This is a genomic window from Streptomyces sp. NPDC047869, assembly GCF_040704065.1.
In the GTDB taxonomy this organism is placed as follows: domain Bacteria; phylum Actinomycetota; class Actinomycetes; order Streptomycetales; family Streptomycetaceae; genus Streptomyces.
Window position 1 is genome coordinate 167,816 of sequence record NZ_JBEYRK010000001.1, and the last position, 18,287, is coordinate 186,102.

The 18,287-nt window shown below is 72.0% G+C and carries 17 protein-coding genes and 3 pseudogenes; 8 read left to right on the forward strand and 12 right to left on the reverse strand.

From position 1 onward, the window contains the following. Positions 1–236 precede the first annotated feature (236 nt). The gene (locus AB0924_RS00785; RefSeq protein WP_358932981.1) at positions 237–1,007 is read right to left on the reverse strand and encodes a calcium-binding protein; all 771 of its coding nucleotides are present in this window, start codon (positions 1,005–1,007) and stop codon (positions 237–239) included. A gap of 245 nt (positions 1,008–1,252) precedes the next feature. On the opposite strand from AB0924_RS00785, the gene AB0924_RS00790 reads away from it, so the two are divergent. Further along, on the forward strand, positions 1,253–1,498 hold the full coding sequence (locus tag AB0924_RS00790) for a hypothetical protein (protein ID WP_358932983.1): 246 nt from the start codon (positions 1,253–1,255) through the stop codon (positions 1,496–1,498). Here AB0924_RS00790 and AB0924_RS00795 read toward each other — a convergent pair. The 3 genes from AB0924_RS00795 to AB0924_RS00805 all read right to left on the reverse strand — a co-directional run bounded on the left by AB0924_RS00795 (position 1,491) and on the right by AB0924_RS00805 (position 3,775). Continuing rightward, positions 1,491–2,057, reverse strand: coding sequence for a GNAT family N-acetyltransferase (locus AB0924_RS00795; RefSeq protein ID WP_358932985.1), 567 nt, complete (start codon positions 2,055–2,057; stop codon positions 1,491–1,493). The genes AB0924_RS00790 and AB0924_RS00795 overlap by 8 nt on opposite strands. A 113-nt stretch (positions 2,058–2,170) precedes the next feature. Then, positions 2,171–3,109 carry a MerR family transcriptional regulator gene (locus tag AB0924_RS00800; RefSeq protein ID WP_366910344.1) on the reverse strand — a complete coding sequence of 313 codons (939 nt, stop codon included), beginning with the start codon at positions 3,107–3,109 and terminating at the stop codon, positions 2,171–2,173. A 126-nt stretch (positions 3,110–3,235) separates the two neighbouring features. Then, on the reverse strand, positions 3,236–3,775 hold the full coding sequence (locus AB0924_RS00805) for a GNAT family protein (protein WP_366910345.1): 540 nt from the start codon (positions 3,773–3,775) through the stop codon (positions 3,236–3,238). Positions 3,776–4,076: 301 nt separating this feature from the next. On the opposite strand from AB0924_RS00805, the gene AB0924_RS00810 reads away from it, so the two are divergent. After that, complete coding sequence (locus AB0924_RS00810) at positions 4,077–6,095, forward strand: cell wall-binding repeat-containing protein (RefSeq protein WP_366910346.1); 2,019 nt, start codon at positions 4,077–4,079, stop codon at positions 6,093–6,095. A gap of 118 nt (positions 6,096–6,213) precedes the next feature. Here AB0924_RS00810 and AB0924_RS00815 read toward each other — a convergent pair whose 3' ends face one another. The 3 genes and pseudogenes from AB0924_RS00815 to AB0924_RS00825 form a co-directional block, all read right to left on the reverse strand. After that, the gene (locus AB0924_RS00815) at positions 6,214–6,993 is read right to left on the reverse strand and encodes a calcium-binding protein (protein WP_366910347.1); all 780 of its coding nucleotides are present in this window, start codon (positions 6,991–6,993) and stop codon (positions 6,214–6,216) included. A 115-nt stretch (positions 6,994–7,108) separates the two neighbouring features. Next, positions 7,109–7,531: an arsenate reductase ArsC gene (locus tag AB0924_RS00820; RefSeq protein WP_366910348.1), complete on the reverse strand. Its 423-nt coding sequence runs from the start codon at positions 7,529–7,531 to the stop codon at positions 7,109–7,111. A 166-nt stretch (positions 7,532–7,697) separates the two neighbouring features. Then, positions 7,698–8,229 (reverse strand): annotated as a pseudogene (locus AB0924_RS00825) (aquaporin); the annotation flags it as partial. 22 nt (positions 8,230–8,251) lie between these two features. Here AB0924_RS00825 and arsM point away from each other — a divergent pair. The 3 genes from arsM (at position 8,252) to AB0924_RS00840 (ending at position 10,243) form a co-directional block, all read left to right on the forward strand. After that, on the forward strand, positions 8,252–9,145 hold the full coding sequence (arsM, locus tag AB0924_RS00830) for an arsenite methyltransferase (protein WP_358932996.1): 894 nt from the start codon (positions 8,252–8,254) through the stop codon (positions 9,143–9,145). Positions 9,146–9,207: 62 nt separating this feature from the next. Next, a complete protein-coding gene (locus AB0924_RS00835) occupies positions 9,208–9,678 on the forward strand; it encodes a hypothetical protein (protein ID WP_358932998.1) in 471 nt (156 codons plus the stop codon). A gap of 109 nt (positions 9,679–9,787) precedes the next feature. Further along, a complete protein-coding gene (locus AB0924_RS00840; RefSeq protein WP_366910349.1) occupies positions 9,788–10,243 on the forward strand; it encodes a TerB family tellurite resistance protein in 456 nt (151 codons plus the stop codon). Positions 10,244–10,280: 37 nt separating this feature from the next. On the opposite strand, the pseudogene AB0924_RS00845 reads toward AB0924_RS00840, so the two are convergent. The 3 genes and pseudogenes from AB0924_RS00845 to AB0924_RS00855 all read right to left on the reverse strand — a co-directional run. Then, a pseudogene (locus tag AB0924_RS00845) lies at positions 10,281–10,449 on the reverse strand (M56 family peptidase); the annotation flags it as partial. Between the two features lie 41 nt (positions 10,450–10,490). Next, positions 10,491–10,907: a BlaI/MecI/CopY family transcriptional regulator gene (locus AB0924_RS00850; RefSeq protein ID WP_366910350.1), complete on the reverse strand. Its 417-nt coding sequence runs from the start codon at positions 10,905–10,907 to the stop codon at positions 10,491–10,493. A 25-nt stretch (positions 10,908–10,932) separates the two neighbouring features. Next, positions 10,933–11,100 (reverse strand): annotated as a pseudogene (locus tag AB0924_RS00855) (ATP-binding protein); the annotation flags it as partial. Positions 11,101–11,383: 283 nt separating this feature from the next. On the opposite strand from AB0924_RS00855, the gene AB0924_RS00860 reads away from it, so the two are divergent. Further along, a complete protein-coding gene (locus AB0924_RS00860; RefSeq protein WP_366910351.1) occupies positions 11,384–12,361 on the forward strand; it encodes a hypothetical protein in 978 nt (325 codons plus the stop codon). A 43-nt stretch (positions 12,362–12,404) separates the two neighbouring features. Here the strand turns inward: AB0924_RS00860 and AB0924_RS00865 are convergent, their stop codons facing one another. Beyond that, positions 12,405–12,878 carry a carboxymuconolactone decarboxylase family protein gene (locus AB0924_RS00865; RefSeq protein WP_358933006.1) on the reverse strand — a complete coding sequence of 158 codons (474 nt, stop codon included), beginning with the start codon at positions 12,876–12,878 and terminating at the stop codon, positions 12,405–12,407. A 281-nt stretch (positions 12,879–13,159) separates the two neighbouring features. Between AB0924_RS00865 and AB0924_RS00870 the strand changes: the two genes are divergently transcribed. Next, complete coding sequence (locus AB0924_RS00870; protein WP_366910352.1) at positions 13,160–14,101, forward strand: hypothetical protein; 942 nt, start codon at positions 13,160–13,162, stop codon at positions 14,099–14,101. Between the two features lie 104 nt (positions 14,102–14,205). Further along, positions 14,206–16,062 carry an NAD-binding protein gene (locus AB0924_RS00875; RefSeq protein ID WP_358933134.1) on the forward strand — a complete coding sequence of 619 codons (1,857 nt, stop codon included), beginning with the start codon at positions 14,206–14,208 and terminating at the stop codon, positions 16,060–16,062. Positions 16,063–16,352: 290 nt separating this feature from the next. Here AB0924_RS00875 and AB0924_RS00880 read toward each other — a convergent pair whose 3' ends face one another. Then, positions 16,353–18,161, reverse strand: coding sequence for a prolyl oligopeptidase family serine peptidase (locus AB0924_RS00880; protein ID WP_366910353.1), 1,809 nt, complete (start codon positions 18,159–18,161; stop codon positions 16,353–16,355). Positions 18,162–18,287: the final 126 nt, after the last annotated feature.

Here is an 18,287-nt window from a genome sequence, read left to right on the forward strand (position 1 = left end):
GCAGGGCCGCCGAGCTGGCAGCCAGCCGTAGACCTGGGAAAACAACGGCTTCCGGGCCGTCCGTGGGCCGTCCGAGACGATCCCGCGCGTGACGGGCTCGCGCGTGACGGGCTCGGCTCATCCACCGTCTCCCGAAACGCTAGGTGAGGTACCTACCAGTGTCGGTAGGTACCTCACCTGTCGCTGCTTCACAGCAGCGCGCCATCATGCTTGGAGATCGCGGGCGAGAGCCCTCGTCACTTCACGTCGACGAAGTCGCCCGCAGCCTTGGCGGCGGGTGTGGTGCTCGTGCCCGGGAAGTAGTAGCGCCAGTAGCCGTCGGCGGAGGCCGTGACCGTGGTCCTCGCGTTGCCGCTGCCGTCCGTGTTCACCGTCTTGACGGTGCCGTACGTGCTGCTGCCGGCCTTGCGGAACTGCAGCTTCACCGGCTGTCCGGCGTAGCCGTGATACAGGTGGTCCTCCCAGTTCGCCCTGCTCAGCTTGCCCGTGACGGTGATCGTCCGGCCCTTGGTGACCGGCTCCGGCGAGGCGTTGACCGTGAGCTTGGAGTAGCGCTGCACGTGGAAGGTGCCGAGATTCGTCCGCTTCGCCGAGTCGCCGTCCTTGGCCTTCGCGTACGCGCCGAAGTGCCAGGTTCCCGCGAAGGCGTTGTAGTGGAGGTCGTACTCGGGGACGATTGTGTACCTCGACGTGCAGGTGACCGTCGTCCCCGTCGTGCACGTGGTTTCGCTGGGCGAGTCCTGGGTCCAGAAGGCGTCGGGGTCGCTCCATGTGCCGTGGTAGAGGTACGTCTGCCCGGAGGTTATGCCGGCCGGGTCGGAGGCCGTGAACGTGACGTTGAAGGTCACCTTGTTCGTGGTGCCGACGGCGACGTCCTTGCCACCGTTCACCACCTCGTTCGAAACCTGGGTGTCCCCCACCACCGTGTCCGCGTGAGCGATCGGAACGGTGAGGGCCATGAGTGCCAGCGCGCCGGACGAAGCGGCACCGATGGCGAGTTTGCGCATGAGTTCTCTCAAAGGAGGAGGCCTGTCGCCGAGGTAGGCGTTTGGCGAGTGAGCGAACTGTAAGGGATGGCCTCGCCCCACCGGACGCCTGCTCCCGGGCACCCCCGGCATCGGGCAGCAGGTCAGCCGGCTCGCACAGGCAGCGTTCGTAGATCACTCACCCTCCCGAGCTGACGGGCCAGCCGGTAACCTGCATCTCCTCGTTGATGTGAGAAGGCGTTTTGGCAAGCTCGATACCTCCCGCGTTGAAGTCAGCTCTCAACGAGCTGCGCCGGGTACGGTCGTTGAGGCCGGACGAAGAGGACTGGGCGGCGTACGCCGACTGGCGCGATCAGATGGCGGCGGTGCTGGACAGCCTCGCTGGCAACCTGTTGCACGAGGCCGATCGGCGGCAGGCACGCGCCGAGGCCGAAGCAGCGAGGGAACAGGCCAGGGCGATCCGAACGCAGGTGAGCGGCCCCGTTCCTGGACTCAACGTGGATCTCAAGTAGTCCTGCGCCGAACATGCAGATGCCCCTCGCGGGGAAACGCGGGCGGCGCCGGGGGCAGGACTGTGTCGAGGTGGTATCGGCTCTTGTGTGCCACGCGGCAGGAGGCCGGGTTGTCCACTTGGTGCAGGAGTTCCAGATGTTCCAGCTCGTCGGCTCCCCGGGTGTGGAAGGCCCAGCCGGTGAGAGCCTCCAGGGCGCGGGGCGCCACACCCCGTCCGCGGGCATGTCCCGCGGTCCAGTAGCCCACCTCGGCCGAGGGTCTACCGGGGACCCCTTCCTTGAGGACTACGTGGCCCGCCAACTGCTGCTGGGCTGAGTCGGGCTGTATTTCGAGTACCGCGAAGCCGAAGCGGTTCCCCGCTGCCCAGCCCCGCTCCTGGTTCTGCACCCACCGCATCGCATCGGCCTCGTTCTCCACGGCCGAACTGGTCCAGCGGCGCAGTGTCTGGTCCCGGAACACTTCGACGAGTGCGGCGACGTCCCCTGCGCACCAGGGGCGAAGGACGAGGGCGGGAGCGGATGGCGTCGCGCCCGCGTGCAGGGTGACGATGTCGTTCACCGGTCGGTCGTGTGGCGGCAAGTCGTTCACCGATCGGTCGTGTGGCGGCAAGTCGTTCACCGGTCGGTCGGATGGCGGCGGGGCTCCGCGCCCGCGTCGGTGATGCTGGCCCACTACGGCTCCATTCGGGCACGGACGGCTTGGGCGGACCAGGCGAACGCCGGTGTCAGGTTCTGCGGGGTGGGCCAGCCGTTGATCACTGCGAGCAGCTGGAAGTACCGGTCCCTGCGCGGGTCGCTCCCGCTCTCCAGACGCGCCAGCAGCAAGCGGCGCAGCTCGGTGTCGTCGGGGCGGCCGAGGATGTGGGCGTAGTGGGCCGCGAGCGTCGCGACGATCGGATCGGCCTGGTGCGAGGCCGGCTCGATGCCCGCTGCGAGGGCGGCGCCGACCTGGTCACGGACGGCCGCGGCGAAGTCGCGGCGCGGGACCGTGATGCCGCCGTGTGCCTGCTCGGCCGCGTGGTCCTCGGCCGTCCGCCGCATGCCGGCGCGGAAGTCCGGGTCCAGGGCGAGTTCGGCCCACTCCACCCATGCCCGGACCTGCTCGGTATCGGCGTTGCCGGGTGTTTCGGGTGTCATGGAGCGCCTGATCCCCGCGAACGCGGAGCCGGCGCCGAGGCCGCCGAAGGCGGAGTCGAGGAAGTCCTCGATCAGACGTCGGCGTTCGTCCTCGGAGAGCTGGGCCAGCTTGTGCATGAGATCCGTCTCCTCTGCGGTGAGTCCGCGTTCGGCCACCGCCGTCAGCACCGCATGCCGCAGGCGCAGGACGCCGATCTGCACGGCCAGGGCTTCGGCGTGCGTGGCAGCGACCTCGGGAAGGGTGAGCTCCCGGTCCACGACCCTGCGGATCGTGGGCAGGTCCAGCCCCAGGTTCCGCAGGGTCCGCACCAGGTCCAGGCGCGCGACGGCGTCGATGTCGTAGCGGCGGTAGCCGGCCGGGCTGCGGTCCGTCGGCGCCACGATCCCGCGATCGGAGTAGAACCTGATGGCCTTGACCGTCAGACCGGTCCGCCGAGCCAGTTCACCGATCGAGTAGAGCGTGTCGCCGTCCATGCCCCCACCTTCGCGTCTCCCCCTACGGGAGACTCAAGGCCGGCACGGCATGCGCGCGGGCGAGTGGCGGTCGCCGTCCGCTCGCGCATGGGCGGGCCGGTACTGACCGGCGGTTCCGCCGCGGACTCAGCCGGACGGCGTGACCGGGGGCCGCATGCCGAGCCATTGCTCGCTGCCCCAGGCCTCGAACCGCTCCACCTCGGTGAACCCCAGCTTCGCCGCCAGACGCATCGAGCCGACGTTGGCGCTCTGGGTGGTGAGCACCACCGGCTCGCCGGGGAGCGTGCCGCCGAGCCAGTCGAGTGCCGCCGCACACGCCTCGGCGGCGTAACCGAATCCCCACGCCCGCGGCAGGAAGAGGTAGCCGAGATCGGCCTTCCCCGCGGCAGCCGGGCGACGGTGTCCCGTTGCCCTCCTGAGCAGGATCTGGCCGATCATCGACCCGTCGAGATCGACGACGAAACTCCCGGGCCACCGCTCGGGCACCTCGGGCGTCTCGCGCTCGAGCACGTCACGTTGACGGGGACCGCCGAGATAGGTGTTCACCTGCGGCGAGGCGAGCAGTTCGATGAACGCCGCACGGTCGCGGGCCTCGGGCTCACGGAGCACGAGCCTCTCGGTCCTGATCGGCTCGGGCGGCCAGGCTATCGGTCCCAGATCTTCCATTTCGCGCACGCTAACAGGTGGTCAGATCGGTCGGCCATAGATCAGGGAAGCCGCGTGCCGGCGGTTCGCCGCGTCTTTTCCGGTTGCTTCACCGGCCTGCGGCCGACTGCTTTCGGCCCGGGTGGCGGCCGGTGGGTTCCGGGGTCGCTGGTGGGTTCCGGGGTCGCTGGTGGTCCCCTGTCTTCCCAGCTGTCGTGGCCTGCCACTAATGTTTCGCCGCTGCCGTCGGATGACGATCAAGATGCCGTCCGTTCGCCCCGAGGGAGGGGTCCGGTAGCCATCCATTCACTGTGGGGGCACTTTGAACGCGCGTACGCGTCGCAGATCCGCGGCGCTCACGACCGTCGCCGCACTCGCGGCCGGTCTCGTCGGCGGGCTTCCGGGCCCGGCGACCGCGGCCACCGGCAGCTGGCCCGCTGCCGACGGCAAACTGCTGTACACCGACGGCGGCGGTCACATGGGCTTCGTCAACCCCAACGGGACCTCGTGGTCCCAGTTCTCCCCGTCCGGCAACCAGGGCGCCTGGTCCGCCGACGGCAGCCAGGTCGCCTTCGTGAACTCCGACCACATCCGCACGGCGTGGGCCGACTCGGAGGACACCGGCGTCGACATCCCCATGCCGGCGGGCAGCGGCTGGCGTCCGGCCGACCCGACGTTCTGGTACGGCGGCGGCGACATCGTCTTCAAGGCCGAAGGCCGGCTGCGGGTGACCGCGGCCGACGGCACGCGCACACCCCGGGCGCTGTTCGGCACCGACGTCGACGGCTGCGACTCCAAGCCGAGCGGCTCGGCCGACGGCATGCTGGCCTTCGTACGCACCGGCACCAGTTGCACCACCACCGGTACGCCGGCGGTGTGGGTCTACAACGGCCGTACCGGCAAGTTCCTCAAGCTGGCCGACGACGCCAGGGAGCCGAGCATCTCCCCGGACGGCCGGTCGGTGGCCTTCACCCGGTCGGCCGGCGGGCACAAGCAGGTGTTCACGGTCGGGACCGACGGCACCGGGCTGACCCAGGTCACCACGGACGCCACCGACCACAACCGGCCCGCCTGGTCCCCGCAGGGCGACCGGATCGCGTACGACATCTACGTCTCCGGCAACCCGGACGTCCCCCAGGGCCCGCAGGTGTGGATCCACGACCTCGGCACGGGCACGCAGACGCAGGTCCCCCGGGGCGACGGCACCGACGTGGCCTGGCAGCCGCTCCGGGACAACGCGATCTCCCGGGTCTACGGCTCCGACACCTACGACACCAACATCGCCTCGTCCAAGTGGACCTGGAACACGGTCGGCAAGAGCACGCCCGGCCTGGCGAACGCGGGCGCGGCCGTCCTCATCAGCAAGTCGGACGCGGCGTACGCCACCACCGCGGCCTCGCTGGCCGGCAAGAAGCGCGGGCCGGTGCTGATGACCTCGGGCTCGGCTCTGGACTCCACGGTGCAGACCGAGCTGAAGCGCATGCTGCCCAAGGGCAAGACCGTGTACCTCGTCGGCGGCACCAAGGTCCTCAGCAGTTCGGTGGCGTCGAAGGTGACATCGCTCGGCTACGTCGCCAAGCGGCTGTCCGACGTCTCGCGCTTCTCCACCTCGGTGGCCGTGGCCAAGACGATCACCAGCACGCCGAAGTACGTCTTCCTGGCCACCGGCACCGACTACCACAACGCCCTCGCGGCCAGTTCCGCCGCGGGCTCCATGGGCGGTTCGGGCAGCGCGGTCGTGCTGCTGACCGAGGGCTCGACCATGACGGCGTCCGTCTACGGCTACCTCGACAAGTACAGCCCCGGCACCACGAAGATCATCACGGTGGGGACCGACGCGGAGTCGGCGCTGACCAAGGCGTACAACGCCGGCAGGATGCCGCACTGGCCCAGCAAGTACAGCTACTACCGGGTCGCCGGCGGCAGCCCGCAGTCGAACGCCATGCAGCTCGCCGACCTGTGGTGGTCGCTGCCCCCGAACGCCGCGGTGGCCTCCGTGAGCAGTTGGCGTGGCGGTGTCTCCGCGACGTCGGCGATGACCACGTTCGGTCCGCTGCTGTGGACCGACGTCACGTCGCTGTCGTACGACACCAAGCGGTACCTGATGCGGATGTCGTCGAGCGTGAACCACGTGGCCGTCTTCGGCGGCACCGGCTCCGTCGACACGGCCGTCATCCCGAAGATCGGCGCGGCCATCGGCGTGGGCGGCCACTACGCCTACACCGCGTACTACAAGGGAGCGGCCCCGCAGGCTCCGGCCGCCCAGGCGCAGTCCGCCGGCGCCGGGAAGCCCGCCGTTCAGCCGGACCTGGCGCCTCTGCGGGTGACGGCCCAGCGCTGACCGCCCGGACCGGACCGCCACCGTGCGGTCCGGGCCGAGCCGCCCGGTGTACCGGCCGGCGTACCGGCCGGGGGCTCGCGGGCGGTGGCGGCCGCGGGGACGGCGACCGGGAGCGTGGCTAGCGGACGTCCACGAAGTCGCCTGCCGCGCTGACGGCCGGCGTCGTCGCCGTGCCCGCGAAGCTGTAGCGGAAGTAGCCGTCGGTGGAGGCGGTGACCGTTGTCCTGAGGTTGCCCGTCGAGTTGGACTTGAGGGTCTTCAGGGTGGTGTACGTGTTGCTGTCCTTCTTACGGAACTGCAGCTTCACCGGCTGGTTCGTGTAGCCGTGGTACTCGTTGTCCTCCCAGTTGGCGCGGGAGAGCTTGCCGGTGACCGTGATGGTCCGGCCCTTCTTCACCGGTTCCGGCGAGGCGTTGACCGTCAGCTTCGAGTAGCGCTGCACCTTGAACGTGGTGGCCGCGTCCCGGTAGATGTAGTCGTGGTCGTTGGCGGAGACGAGCGTGCCGAGGTTCCAGGTGGCCGCCGCGTTGTTGTCGACGAAGCCGGTCGACGCCTGCGGGTCGAACGTCAGCGTGCCCGTGCAGGTCGACGTGGTGGCGCTCGCCTTGACGCACGTGATCTCGTCGTCCCAGACCTGGGCGAAGTTCGGCTTCGGGCCCGAGGCGCTGATGTACGTGGTCTCGGCGATGCCCGAGTCGTCCGACGCGGTCACGGTGACCTTGGCGGACACCACCTTGGTGGTACCGACGACGACCGGCTTGCCGCCGTTGACGACGACCTTGTCGATCGTGATGTCGCCCGCGCCACCGTCGTCCGCCTGGGCGGTGGTGGCGCAGATCGCGGTGGTGACCAGCGCGACGCTGGTGCCGAGCAGAGCGAAGCGCGTGGCTTTACGCATGGATGTCCCCCCACGGGATGGTGATCGATCAAGGGGAGCGTATTGCGTCGGCCGGTGGCTCACCACGTCGTTCCGGCGTTTCGGCGCCCGCACCCGGCAGGCAGGTCTCAGGCCGTCAGGCCGTCGGGGAGACGGCAAGTTCGGCGAGGAGGGCGCGGACCCGACGCTCCGTCTCGTCGCGGATCGGGCGGACGGCCTCGACGCCCTGGCCCGCGGGATCGGGGAGCCGCCAGTCCAGGTAGCGCTTGCCGGGGAAGACCGGGCAGGTGTCGCCGCAGCCCATGGTGATCACCACGTCGGAGGAGCGTACGGCGTCCGTGGTGAGGATCTTCGGAGTCTCGGCGGAGATGTCGATCCCCACCTCCTTCATGGCCTCGACGACGGCCGGGTTCACGGTGCCGGCGGGTGCGGAGCCGGCCGAACGGACCTCGACCCGGTCACCGGCGAGGTGGCTGAGGAAGGCCGCGCCCATCTGGGAGCGGCCGGCGTTGTGGACGCAGACGAACAGCACCGAGGGGCGCGGGGTGGGGGTGCTCATGGCCGGGGTCCTTCTCGGAGGCGGGGCGGGGACGGGTGTGATGGGAGTGGCCCGGCTCAGGGGGAGGCCGGTTCGGGCTCACCGTGCGCGAGGGGGCCCGGTTCCGCGACCGGGGCCAGACGGTCGCGGAGCACGCCCGTGTCCGCCGGTGGGCCGGGACGGCCGCGACGGCGCCCAGGCCGACCACCGTTCCCAGGAGCTGGGCGGCGATGAACGGCGGTACGGAGGCGGGTGCGATGCCGGCGAAGGTATCGGTGAAGGCGCGGCCGATGGTGACCGCCGGGTTCGCGAAGGAGGTGGAGGAGGTGAACCAGTAGGCCGCCCCGATGTACGAGGCCACCGCGACCGGCGCCAGAGCGGCGCGGGCGATGCGGTCGAGGCCGAGGATCAGGGCGATCAGTCCGGCGGTCGCCACGACCTCGCCGAGCAGCAGGTGACCGGCGGAGCGGTCGTGGGTGGAGAAGCGCACCAGCGGCTCGGCGAACATCGCGTCGGCCAGGGCCGCGCCGCAGACCGCACCCGCGATCTGCGCCGGAACGTACGCGGCGACGTCCCGCGCGGCGAGGCCGTCCGGGGCTCGGCGGCCGGTGAACCAGACGGCCAGGGTCACCGCGGGATTGAAGTGCGCGCCGGACACCGGGCAAGGTTGAATAGACAGGTACCGATACAGGCCGTTCCGAAGCCATGGGGAAAGTCATGGGGGAAGTCATGGAGGAAGCCATGCGAGAGCAGCCCACGGACCTGCGGGAAACCGTCCGCCGGCGATACGCGGCCGCGGCCGCGGAGGTCACCGGCGGCGGGACCGGCTGTTGCGGGCCGCAGCCGGTCGAGGTCGACGAGAACTTCGGCTCGGCCCTCTACGCCGCCGACGAGCGCGACGCCCTTCCCGCCGAGGCCGTCGCCGCCTCCCTCGGCTGCGGCAACCCGACCGCGGTCGCCGAACTCCGCGACGGCGAGCGCGTCCTCGACCTCGGCTCCGGCGGCGGCATCGACGTCCTGCTCTCCGCGCGCCGCGTCGGCCCGGCCGGCAAGGCGTACGGGCTGGACATGACCGAGGAGATGCTGGCCCTGGCCCTGGCCAACGCCGAGAAGGCGGGCGCCACCAACGTGGAGTTCCTCAAGGGCGCCATCGAGGCCGTCCCGCTGCCCGCGGGCACCATCGACGTGGTCATCTCCAACTGCGTGATCAACCTGTCCGTCGACAAGCCCGCCGTCTTCGCCGAGACCTTCCGCGTGCTGCGGCCCGGCGGCCGGCTCGGCATCTCCGACGTCGTCGCCGACGACTCCCTCACCCCGGCCCAGCGGGCCGAGCGTGGCGACTACGTCGGCTGCATCGCGGGCGCGCTCTCCTTCGCCGAGTACCGGACGGGCCTGGAGGCCGCCGGCTTCGCGGACATCGAGATCACCCCGGCCCACGCGGTCGCCGACGGCATGCACTCCGCCATCGTCCGCGCCCGCAAGCCGGTGGCCTCCGAGGCGGCCGCGGGTGCCGTCACGCCGGCCGGCACCTGTTGCGGCGTCACCTCCTGCTGCACGGAGACCGAAACGGCGGCCGACCCGGCTCTCGGCGTGGCCGAGGCCAAGTCGGCGTCGGGATGCGGCTGCCGGGGCTGACGCCGAGCCAACCGGCCGGTGAACGCGGCCGGTTCTGCCGTACCTGTGGCACGATCGCCGATGTGGAGTGGGGGAGTCTGGTGGGGACCGGGTTGGGGGCCGTGCTCGGCGTAGGGGCCACGCTGGCCGGCGAGCACGTGCGGTGGCGGCGCGCCAGCAGGGAGACGAGGCTGCGGGACCGGCAGACCGCGTACGTGGACTGCCTCGTGGCCTTCCGCCGGGCGCACGAGGCCATGCGGCTGGCCGCGGACGAGGATCACGCGAGCCCGCAGGTCAGGGGTACCAGGATCAGGCAGGCGTTCCAGGCGTCCGGGTGCGACGAGGCCCGGGAGCGGCTGATACTGACGGCGACCGAGGACGTGGCCACGGCGATCGACGCGTCGTACCACTCGCTGCGCGAGGTCCGTGAGGTACTCGCCTCGGGCCGCGACATCACTTCGGCGGACTATCACGCCGCCCGGCAGGCACACGGTGACGCGACCCGCGCGGCCCGTGTCGTCCTGCGGCGCGACCTGAGCAGCCAGGAAGCCTGACCCGCCGCTCCCCCGGGAACCCCGCCGCGGGTTTCTACGTTGCTGTAGAAGATGCGGTCGCGCTTTCCAGTGGCCGCAACGCCTTCTATCGCATGTGGAGTTGGTTGGCATGGCCCTGTGGGACCGCGTCAAGGAGTCCGCGTCTCAGATGCAGACCCAGTTGGCGGCGAAGAAGAACGACCTCAAGAGCGGTGCCTTCCGCGACGCGAGCATGGCCATGTGCGCGCTGGTGGCGGCTGCCGACGGGACCGTCGATCCCTCCGAGCGGCAGCGCGTGGCCCAGCTCATCGGCACCAACGAGGTGCTGCAGAACTTCCCCGCCGACGATCTGCGCCGGCGCTTCGAGGACAACCTGAACAAGCTCACCGCCGACTTCGCCTTCGGCAAGGTGAGCGTCATGCAGGAGATCGCCAAGGCGAAGAAGAAGCCCGCCGAGGCCCGTGCGGTGATCCAGATCGGCATCGTCATCGGCGGTGCCGACGGCGACTTCGACAAGGACGAGCAGGCCGTCGTCCGTGAGGCGTGCTACGCGCTCGATCTGCCGCCGCACGAGTTCGACCTCTGACGGAAGGGACCTGAAGGCGGCGGCGCCCGGCCCATCGGAGGGGCGCCGCCGCCCTCAGGACGAGGTACGTCGTCACGGCCGGGTTCGCCGACGACATGGCGGACACGGCCGTGCCCACCGCCGCGCCCGAGGCCGCCAGGCCCACCGAGGTGAACACCGGCGACCAGTGGCGGCCCCGCCGGGGCGGGTGCGAGCAGCGCCGCCAGACTCCCATCGGAAGACCCCCTCAGAAGACCCCCATCAGGCCTCAGTCGTCCTCCGGCGCGTCTTCTCCCAGCAGTGCGCGCAGCAGCCGCTCGTCCTCCGGTGCGAGGCCGGTGACGAAGCTGGCCAGTACGGCCTGCCGGTCACCGCCGGCGTCCAGCACCTTGCGCATCTTCCGCGCGGCCAGGTCCGCCTCGTCCGACACCGGCGTCCAGGCGAAGGACCGGCCCGCCCGCTCCCTGTTGACCGCGCCCTTGGCCAGCAGCCGGGTGAGTATCGTGACCACCGTCGTATAGGCGAGGTCCCCGCCCAGGCGCTCCTGCACCCAGCCGGCCGTCGCGGGCCCGCGCGCCTCCCGCAGCGCCGACAGGACCTGCGCCTCCAGCTCGCCCTGCCCGCGCCTGGAACGCCGCCGGTCAGCCGTCACACCCTGTCTCCCTTCCGCTGCCCCACATGTCATGGGCGGTACATCGTAGGGACACGGACTACGCCGGCACCTCCGCCCAGACCGTCTTGCCCACGGAGTGACGGGGCGTCCAGCCCCAGCGTGCGGCCAGGACGTCCACGAGGAGCAGACCGCGGCCCGACTCGCCCTCCGGGTACGAGAAGGGCGGGGCGGAGGGCGGTCGTTTCGCGGTGGCGGCGTCGGACACGCCGGGGCTGAGTGCGCCGGATTCCGGTCGGAGGCCGTTCTCCGGGGTCGCCGGGGCCTCGTTCGCGAGGGTCCGGCGGGCCGCCGTTCTCCGGAAAGAACCGGGGGAAAGAACCACCCGCCCACCCACCCTCCCCGCCATGTCACCCGTCCGAGTGACCAGCTTGCAGGGGTGGGATACGGACGGTTACGTTCACGGCAACAACCGCAAACAGATACGGCCCCCGGCCGGGACTGGCATCCCGATCGAGGGCCTGACCGATCAGGAAGTAGACCCCTTCCCGATGGCTGACTCGCAGTCTAACGCGCGCCTGCGCGCCGACGCCGGAGCTCCGACCTCCGGCGTGATTCACGTACGCACCCGGCTCACCGCCGACTTCACCGTGCTCTCCAACGCCCTCGCACAGCGGCGCGGCAGCGCGGTCACGATCGGCGTCGCGGCCTACATCCTCTCGCTGCCCGACGGCTCCCCCGTGAGCATCGCCGCCCTGTGCGAGCACTTCACCGAGGGCGAGATCCTGATCTCGCGGGCACTGAGGGAGCTCGAAGCGGCCGGCTATCTGGAGCGGCGGCGCGAGCGGCTGTCCTCCGGGCAGATCCGCACCCGGACGTATCTGTACGACGTTCCCGGCGGTGCTCCGGGCCCCGACGGGCCACCCGAGCCGCCCGCAGCGCCGCCCCGGCCCCCGAAGCCGCGCCGTCAGCCGATCCGGCCGCGCCCCGCGCAATCACGGGCCGAGTTCACAGCCGCCTCGGCCGGGCACCCGTCACCGGCGCCGCAGGTGCCACCGGCCGGAACCAAAACCGAGACCGAGGTGCAGGCTCCGGCCCCGGCTCTGCGGGCCGACACCCAGCACCAGACCGAGGCTCCGGCCCCGCTCGCGGACGCCGAGCCGCGGGCCGTCGCCGTGCTCGCCGCGCTGCGCCGGGTCGATCCCCGGCTGGTGCTCTCGGGGCGGGAGGCCGCGCGGCTCGCCCCGGCCGTCGCCGAGTGGCTGGCGGCGGGGCTGGACTCCGCCCAGATCACCGGGCTGCTCACGGCAGGGCTCCCCGGCAGTCTGCGGGCCCGGCCGGCCCACATCCTCGCCTTCCGCCTCCGTGAGACACCCCTGCCCGCCCCGCCCGAGCCGCCACGTCCCGTGGTCCGCCCATCCGCCCAGCCGCTCCAGAACTGCGACGGCTGCGACCGCGCCTTCCGCGCCCCGGCCCCCGGCCACTGCCGCGACTGCCGGCCCGGGGACCTGTTGAGCAGGGCGTGCTGAGCCCGTCGGCCGGGTGGGCGCATGGGCGCAGCCGGCGCACTCCTCAGCCGAACATCCCCGGCTCGTAGTCGCCGGCCGGCTGCTGGACGATGACGTTCATGCGGTTGTACGTGTTGATCAGGGCGATCAGGCAGACCAGGGCGCCGAGCTGGTCCTCGTCGTAGTGCTTGGCCGCGTCGGCCCAGGCCTCGTCGCTGACGCCGCCGGCCGCGTCGGCGATACGGGTGCCCTGCTCGACCAGCTCCAGCGCGGCGCGCTCGGCGTCGGTGAAGACCTTCGCCTCCCTCCAGGCGGCGACCAGGTTGAGGCGGATCGCGGTCTCCCCCGCGTGCGCGGCGTCCTTGCTGTGCATGTCGGTGCAGAAGCCGCAGCCGTTGATCTGGCTGGCACGCAGCTTCACCAGTTCCTGCGTGGCGAGCGGCAGCGTCGAGTCCGACAGGACCTTCCCGGCCGAGTTGATGTAGCGGAAGAACTTGCCGGCGACCGGGTTGGCGAAGAGGTTCAAGCGAGCGTCCATGACGTCCTCCTGTGCGGTTGCTGTTGGCTACACCTCATTGACGGAGTGGGCCGGAGAGATGTGACAGCAACAGTTGTGACCTGGCTCACTTCAGGTGGGCGAGGTGCGGAAACCGGCGATCCCGAGTCGGTCATGGATCCGCAGGAAATGTGTGCAGGAGCGCCACACAGACCGCACACAGTCTGCGGAACGCCTCGTTACCGTTGCCGCTCGATCTCCCGTACGAACGTGAACTGGCCCCGGCCGTGGCCGCAGGCGCCGCCGACTCAGGAAGACCGTAAATGGACTACTGCTCCTCGTGCCGTCGGCATCTGAACGGCGCCCTGGTGTGTCCCGGGTGCGGCGCCTACGCCCCTGACATCGCTCCGCCGGTGGCGGTGGGCACGCCGCGTGCGACGCCGGGCATACCGACGGCGGGGGCGGAGACGCACCCGTTCGACGCGTTCGGCACCGGTGACTGGTACGACGACTCCCTCGACGCCGCCGACGCCGCCGAAGAGCCCGTGCCGGCCGGTGCGGGCGGAGCGCCCCGGTTCCAGCCATCCGGCGAGGTGGCGGTTCGTCCTGCCGCTTCGCAGGGTCGGGCGGCCCGGCGGCGGCAGCTCGTGCGCTGGAAGAAGAACAAGCGCCGGGCGGCGGTCGCCACCGCCTTCGCGATCGTCGGCGGCGGGCTCACGCTGGCCTCCATGGACCGGCAGTCCGGCGACCGGGCCCAGGCGGCCTCGGCGTCCGACAACCACAGCATGGGCGTAGCGGAGCGGCAGACCTCCGCCGAGTCCCGGCCCGACGTGGCACCGCCCACCGGCCGTCACCGGGCTCCGCGCCCTGCGCACACCCCGGCGGCACCCGCACACGCCGACTCCCATCGCTCCGCGTCCGGGGAGCAGGGCCGACGCACGATGGCCGCCTCGACGGGGACCACCGCGCCGAGCCGACCGGACGCAGCCGCCTCGCCGCTTCCGGCCGTCACCCGGGCCGTGACACGGACCGTCGGATCGGTGTCCGGGTCCGCCTCCGGGTCCGGGTCCGGATCCGGGTCCGGATCCGGTGCTCAGACGGGGTCGGGGTCCGCTTCCGGGAGCACCGGTTCGACGGCGCAGACGCCGGCCACTTCGGCGCCCGCGAACGGCGGGGGCACCGGCTCGGGGACGTCCGCGACGAGTCCCTCGCCGGCGGCAACCTCGCCCTCCCAGCTCTGCCTGCTCGTGGTGTGCCTCGGCTGACCTGAGTTCATCCGGTTGCTGGAACCACCTATCGGCATGAGGCAGTCTTCTTCCTCGTGGCGAGCGTTCCGAACCAAGGTGGGCCCGGCGCCGGGACGGCGACGATGGTGGTGTGCGGTGACGACGCTCTCGCACACCGGCTGACCGCCGAGTTGCGCACCTTCCACGGCGAGCAGGTCACCCTCGTCGTGCCGCCGAACGAGCGCCTGGCCCGGCCCCCGGTGGTCGGGCGGGCTCGTGCCGCCTCGGTCGCGCTGCTCGACCGGATGGTCAGCGCCGCCGTCGGACGGGCCGGCGGCGGCATCGGCGGGTTCGCCGGGGCCGGCGGGAACGCGCAAGGCGCCGACGGCCTACGGGTGTTGGAGGCCGTCGACGTCACCGAGGCCGTGCTGGCCGAGGCCGGGGTGGAGCAGGCCTCGGCGCTGGCGCTCGTGTACGACGACGACGAGACCAACATCCGGGCCGCGCTGACCGCCCGCCGGCTCAACCCCCGCCTCCGGCTCGTGCTGCGGCTGTACAACCGCAGGCTGGGCCAGCACATCGAGGAACTCCTCGACCAGGCGGCCACGTTGGCCTCCGGCGAGGGACCCGACGGCGGCCCGGACGCCTCCACGACCGTGCTGTCCGACGCCGACACCGCCGCACCCGCGCTGGCCGCGGCCGCCGTCGCCGGCACCACCAAGGTCGTCCAGGCCGGCGGACTGCTGCTGCGGTCCGTCGAACGGCCGCCGGCCCGGGACGGACAGCTCCCGGACCAGGGGCTGTGCACACTGGCGCTGCTCTCCGCGAACGGCGGCGGGCCCGGTGGGACGGCGCGGGCCGACGGAAACGGGCACGGCGGGGAGCAGGAGCCCCGGCTGCTGCCGGACGACGACGAGGTGCGGCTCGCCCGCGGACGGTCCGCCCTGGTGCTGGAGCAGGTGTCGGCCGTCGGCGGGGCCGCGCCGGACGCGGCGGGACGTGGTGTCGGGGTGGGGGGCGGGGTCGTACCGCCGCTCGCCTCCCTCTTCTCGCGGCGGCTGCGCTGGTCGCTGGCCGGGCTGGTGGCGTGCGTGGTCGCGCTCGCCGTCGCGCTGTGGGTGGTCACCGACATCGGCGCCTTGCCGGCCTTCTATCTGACGCTGCTGGACCTGTTCGCCATCGACGATCCCGCGATCGGGGAGTCCCTCGGGCGCCAGGTGCTGCAACTCCTCTCGGGGCTCGTCGGGTTGCTGCTTCTGCCGGTGTTGCTGGCGGCCGTGCTCGAAGCGCTGGGCACCTTCCGGAGCGCCTCCGCGCTGCGGAAGCCGCCGCGCGGGCTCGGCGGGCATGTGGTGCTGCTGGGGCTGGGGAAGATCGGTACGCGGGTGCTGACCCGGCTGCGGGAACTGAACGTCCCGGTGGTGTGCGTCGAGGCCGACCCGGAGGCGCGTGGGCTGGCGACGGCCCGGCGGCTGCGGGTGCCGGTGGTGCTGGGGGACGTGACGCAGGAAGGGGTGCTGGAGGCGGCCAAGATCCACCGCGCGTACGCGCTGCTCGCGGTGACCAGCGCGGACACGACCAATCTGGAGGCCGCGCTGTACGCCCGGTCGGTGCGGCCGGATGTCCGGGTGGTGCTGCGGCTGTACGACGACGACTTCGCGACGGCGGTGTACCGGACGCTGCGGGCCGCGCATCCCGGTGCGCCGACGCGGAGCCGGAGTGTGTCGCACCTGTCGGCGCCGGCGTTCGCCGGGGCGATGCTGGGGCGGCAGGTGCTGGGGGCTCTGCCGGTGGAGCGGAGGGTGCTGCTGTTCGCCTCGGTGTCGGTGGCCGGGCATGCGGAGTTGGAGGGGCGGACGGTGGGAGCGGCGTTCCGGGGCGGGGCTTGGCGGGTGCTCGCGGTGGAGGGGCAGGTGGATGTGGGCCCGGAGTATGTGTTGCGGGCTGGTGACCGGGTCGTCGTTGCCGCTACACGCCGGGGGCTGGCGGAGTTGGGGTGAGCGCCAGGGGGCTCCGCCCCCTGGACCCCCGGTCCTCGCCCACCACACCCACCCGTCTCGGCCAGCTGTGAAGGGCCCGGACCCTGCCGGAGGGGACAAGGACCCTCGGTTCAGCCGAGGTGGGTGGGTGGGTGGGTGGTGGTCGGTCGGTTGTGAAGGGCCCGGACCCTGCCGGAGGGGACAAGGACCCTCGGCTCAGCCAAGGTGGGTGGGTGGTGGTCGGTCGGTTGAGCTGGGTCCGGGCCCGGACCGAGTGGAGAAGGCTCCTCGGGCCGGCTGAGGCGAGTGGGTCAGGCGTCGTTCAGGTGTTTGTCGGCGTAGGCCAGTTCCAGGGTCACCTGCTTGATTCGTTCGTCGACCACCAGGGAGCCGTGGCCCGCGTCGTAGCGGTAGACCTCGTGCGGCGCTTCGCGGGCCTGGAGGCGCTGGACGTAGTTGTCGATCTGGCGGATGGGGCAGCGGGGGTCGTTGACGCCCGCCGAGATGTACACCGGGGCCTTGACCTGGTCGACGTAGGTCAGCGGGGAGGACGCCTCGAAGCGGTCCGGGACCTCCTCCGGGGTGCCGCCCAGCAGGGTGCGGTCCATCGCCTTCAGGGCTTCCATCTCGTCGTGGTACGCCGTGACGTAGTCCGCGACCGGCACCACCGCGATGCCCACCGCCCACGCCTCCGGCTGGGTGCCGAGGCCGAGGAGGGTGAGGTAGCCGCCCCAGGAGCCGCCGGTGAGGACCAGGCGGTCCGGGTCGGCGAGGCCGGAGGAGACCGCCCAGTCGCGCACGGCGGCCACGTCCTCCAGCTCGATCAGGCCGACCCGGTGCTTCAGGGCGTCCGTCCAGGCGCGGCCGTAGCCGGTGGAGCCTCGGTAGTTGACACGGATCACCGCGTACCCCTGGTCCACCCAGGCGGCCGGGCCGGCGGCGAAGGCGTCGCTGTCGTGCCAGGTCGGGCCGCCGTGCAGGTCGAAGACCGTGGGGAGCGGGCCCGTCGCGCCCGCCGGCTTCTGGATCAGGGCGTGGATGCGGCCGCCGGGTCCCTCCACCCAGGCGTCCTCCACCGGCACCGACGGCGGGCACTTCATGCCGGGCGGGTCCAGGACGACGCGGCCGGAGGTTGAGCGCACCGCGGGCGGCTCGGCGGCCGACGACCACAGGAACTCCACGCTGCCGTCGGGCCGGGCCGTGGCCCCGGAGACCGTGCCGGGCGGGGTGGGGATGCGGGTCAGCTCGCCGGCGGCCAGGTCGTAGCGGAACAGCTCGCTGCGGGCCTCGTAGCCGTGGACGACGAGCAGGGCGGTGCCGTCCGGGTACCACTCGGCGCTCACGTCGCCGGGCAGGTCGAGGGAGAGGTCCGTCTCCGTTCCCGCCGCCACGTCCCACACCAGGGGCTCCCAGCGGCCCCGGCGCTGGTGGCCGATGAGCAGCCGGGTGTCGCCGTCCACGGGGGCGAAGCCCAGCACCTCCAGGCCCAGCTCCTCGGTGCCGCCCTTGGTGTCGTCCAGCTCGGCGACCGTCGTGCCGTCCGGGCGCAGCACGCGCAGTGCCGCGTGCATCGCGTCGCCGTGCTCGGTGTGCTCGATGGCGATCAGGGTGCCGTCGTGGGAGAGGTCGCCGACGCCGGCCGACTCGCGGTGGCGGTAGATCTCCACCGTGGCCTCACCCTCGCGGGCGAGATGGATGGTCGTGCCCTCGTCGTCCGTGGAGCGGCCGACCACCGCCGTACGGCCGTCCCGGGCGAGGGCCAGACCGGCCGGGTAGGAGGGGTCGAGGCCGGGGACGGCCGTCTCGTCCGCGCCGCCCTCGAACGGCTGGCGGCGCCAGACGCCGAACTCGTCGCCGTCCTTGTCGTCGAACCACCAGATCCACGCGCCGTCCGGGGCGAGCACGCCGTCCGTCGTGCCGTTCGGCCGGTCCGTGGCCTGCCGCTGTTCGCCCGTCGACCGGTCCCAGGCGTACAGCTCGTACGTGCCCGTCGCGTTCGACACGAACAGGGAGCGGTCCGGCGCGTCCTCGGCCCAGTCGGGCAGCGAGACCCGCGGCGCCCGGAAGCGCTTCTCCCAGTCCGGCATGTCCGGTGTGTCCGGCGTCCTGCTCTCACTCATGGCCCCAGTCATGCGCCCATAGTGCCTGGCCCGACCGACAATCCGCTGCCGGTGCCCCCAGCCTGTGGACAACTTCCCGATCATGCCCACGTGGTCCGCACACACATACGTACACAAGTGCGTACA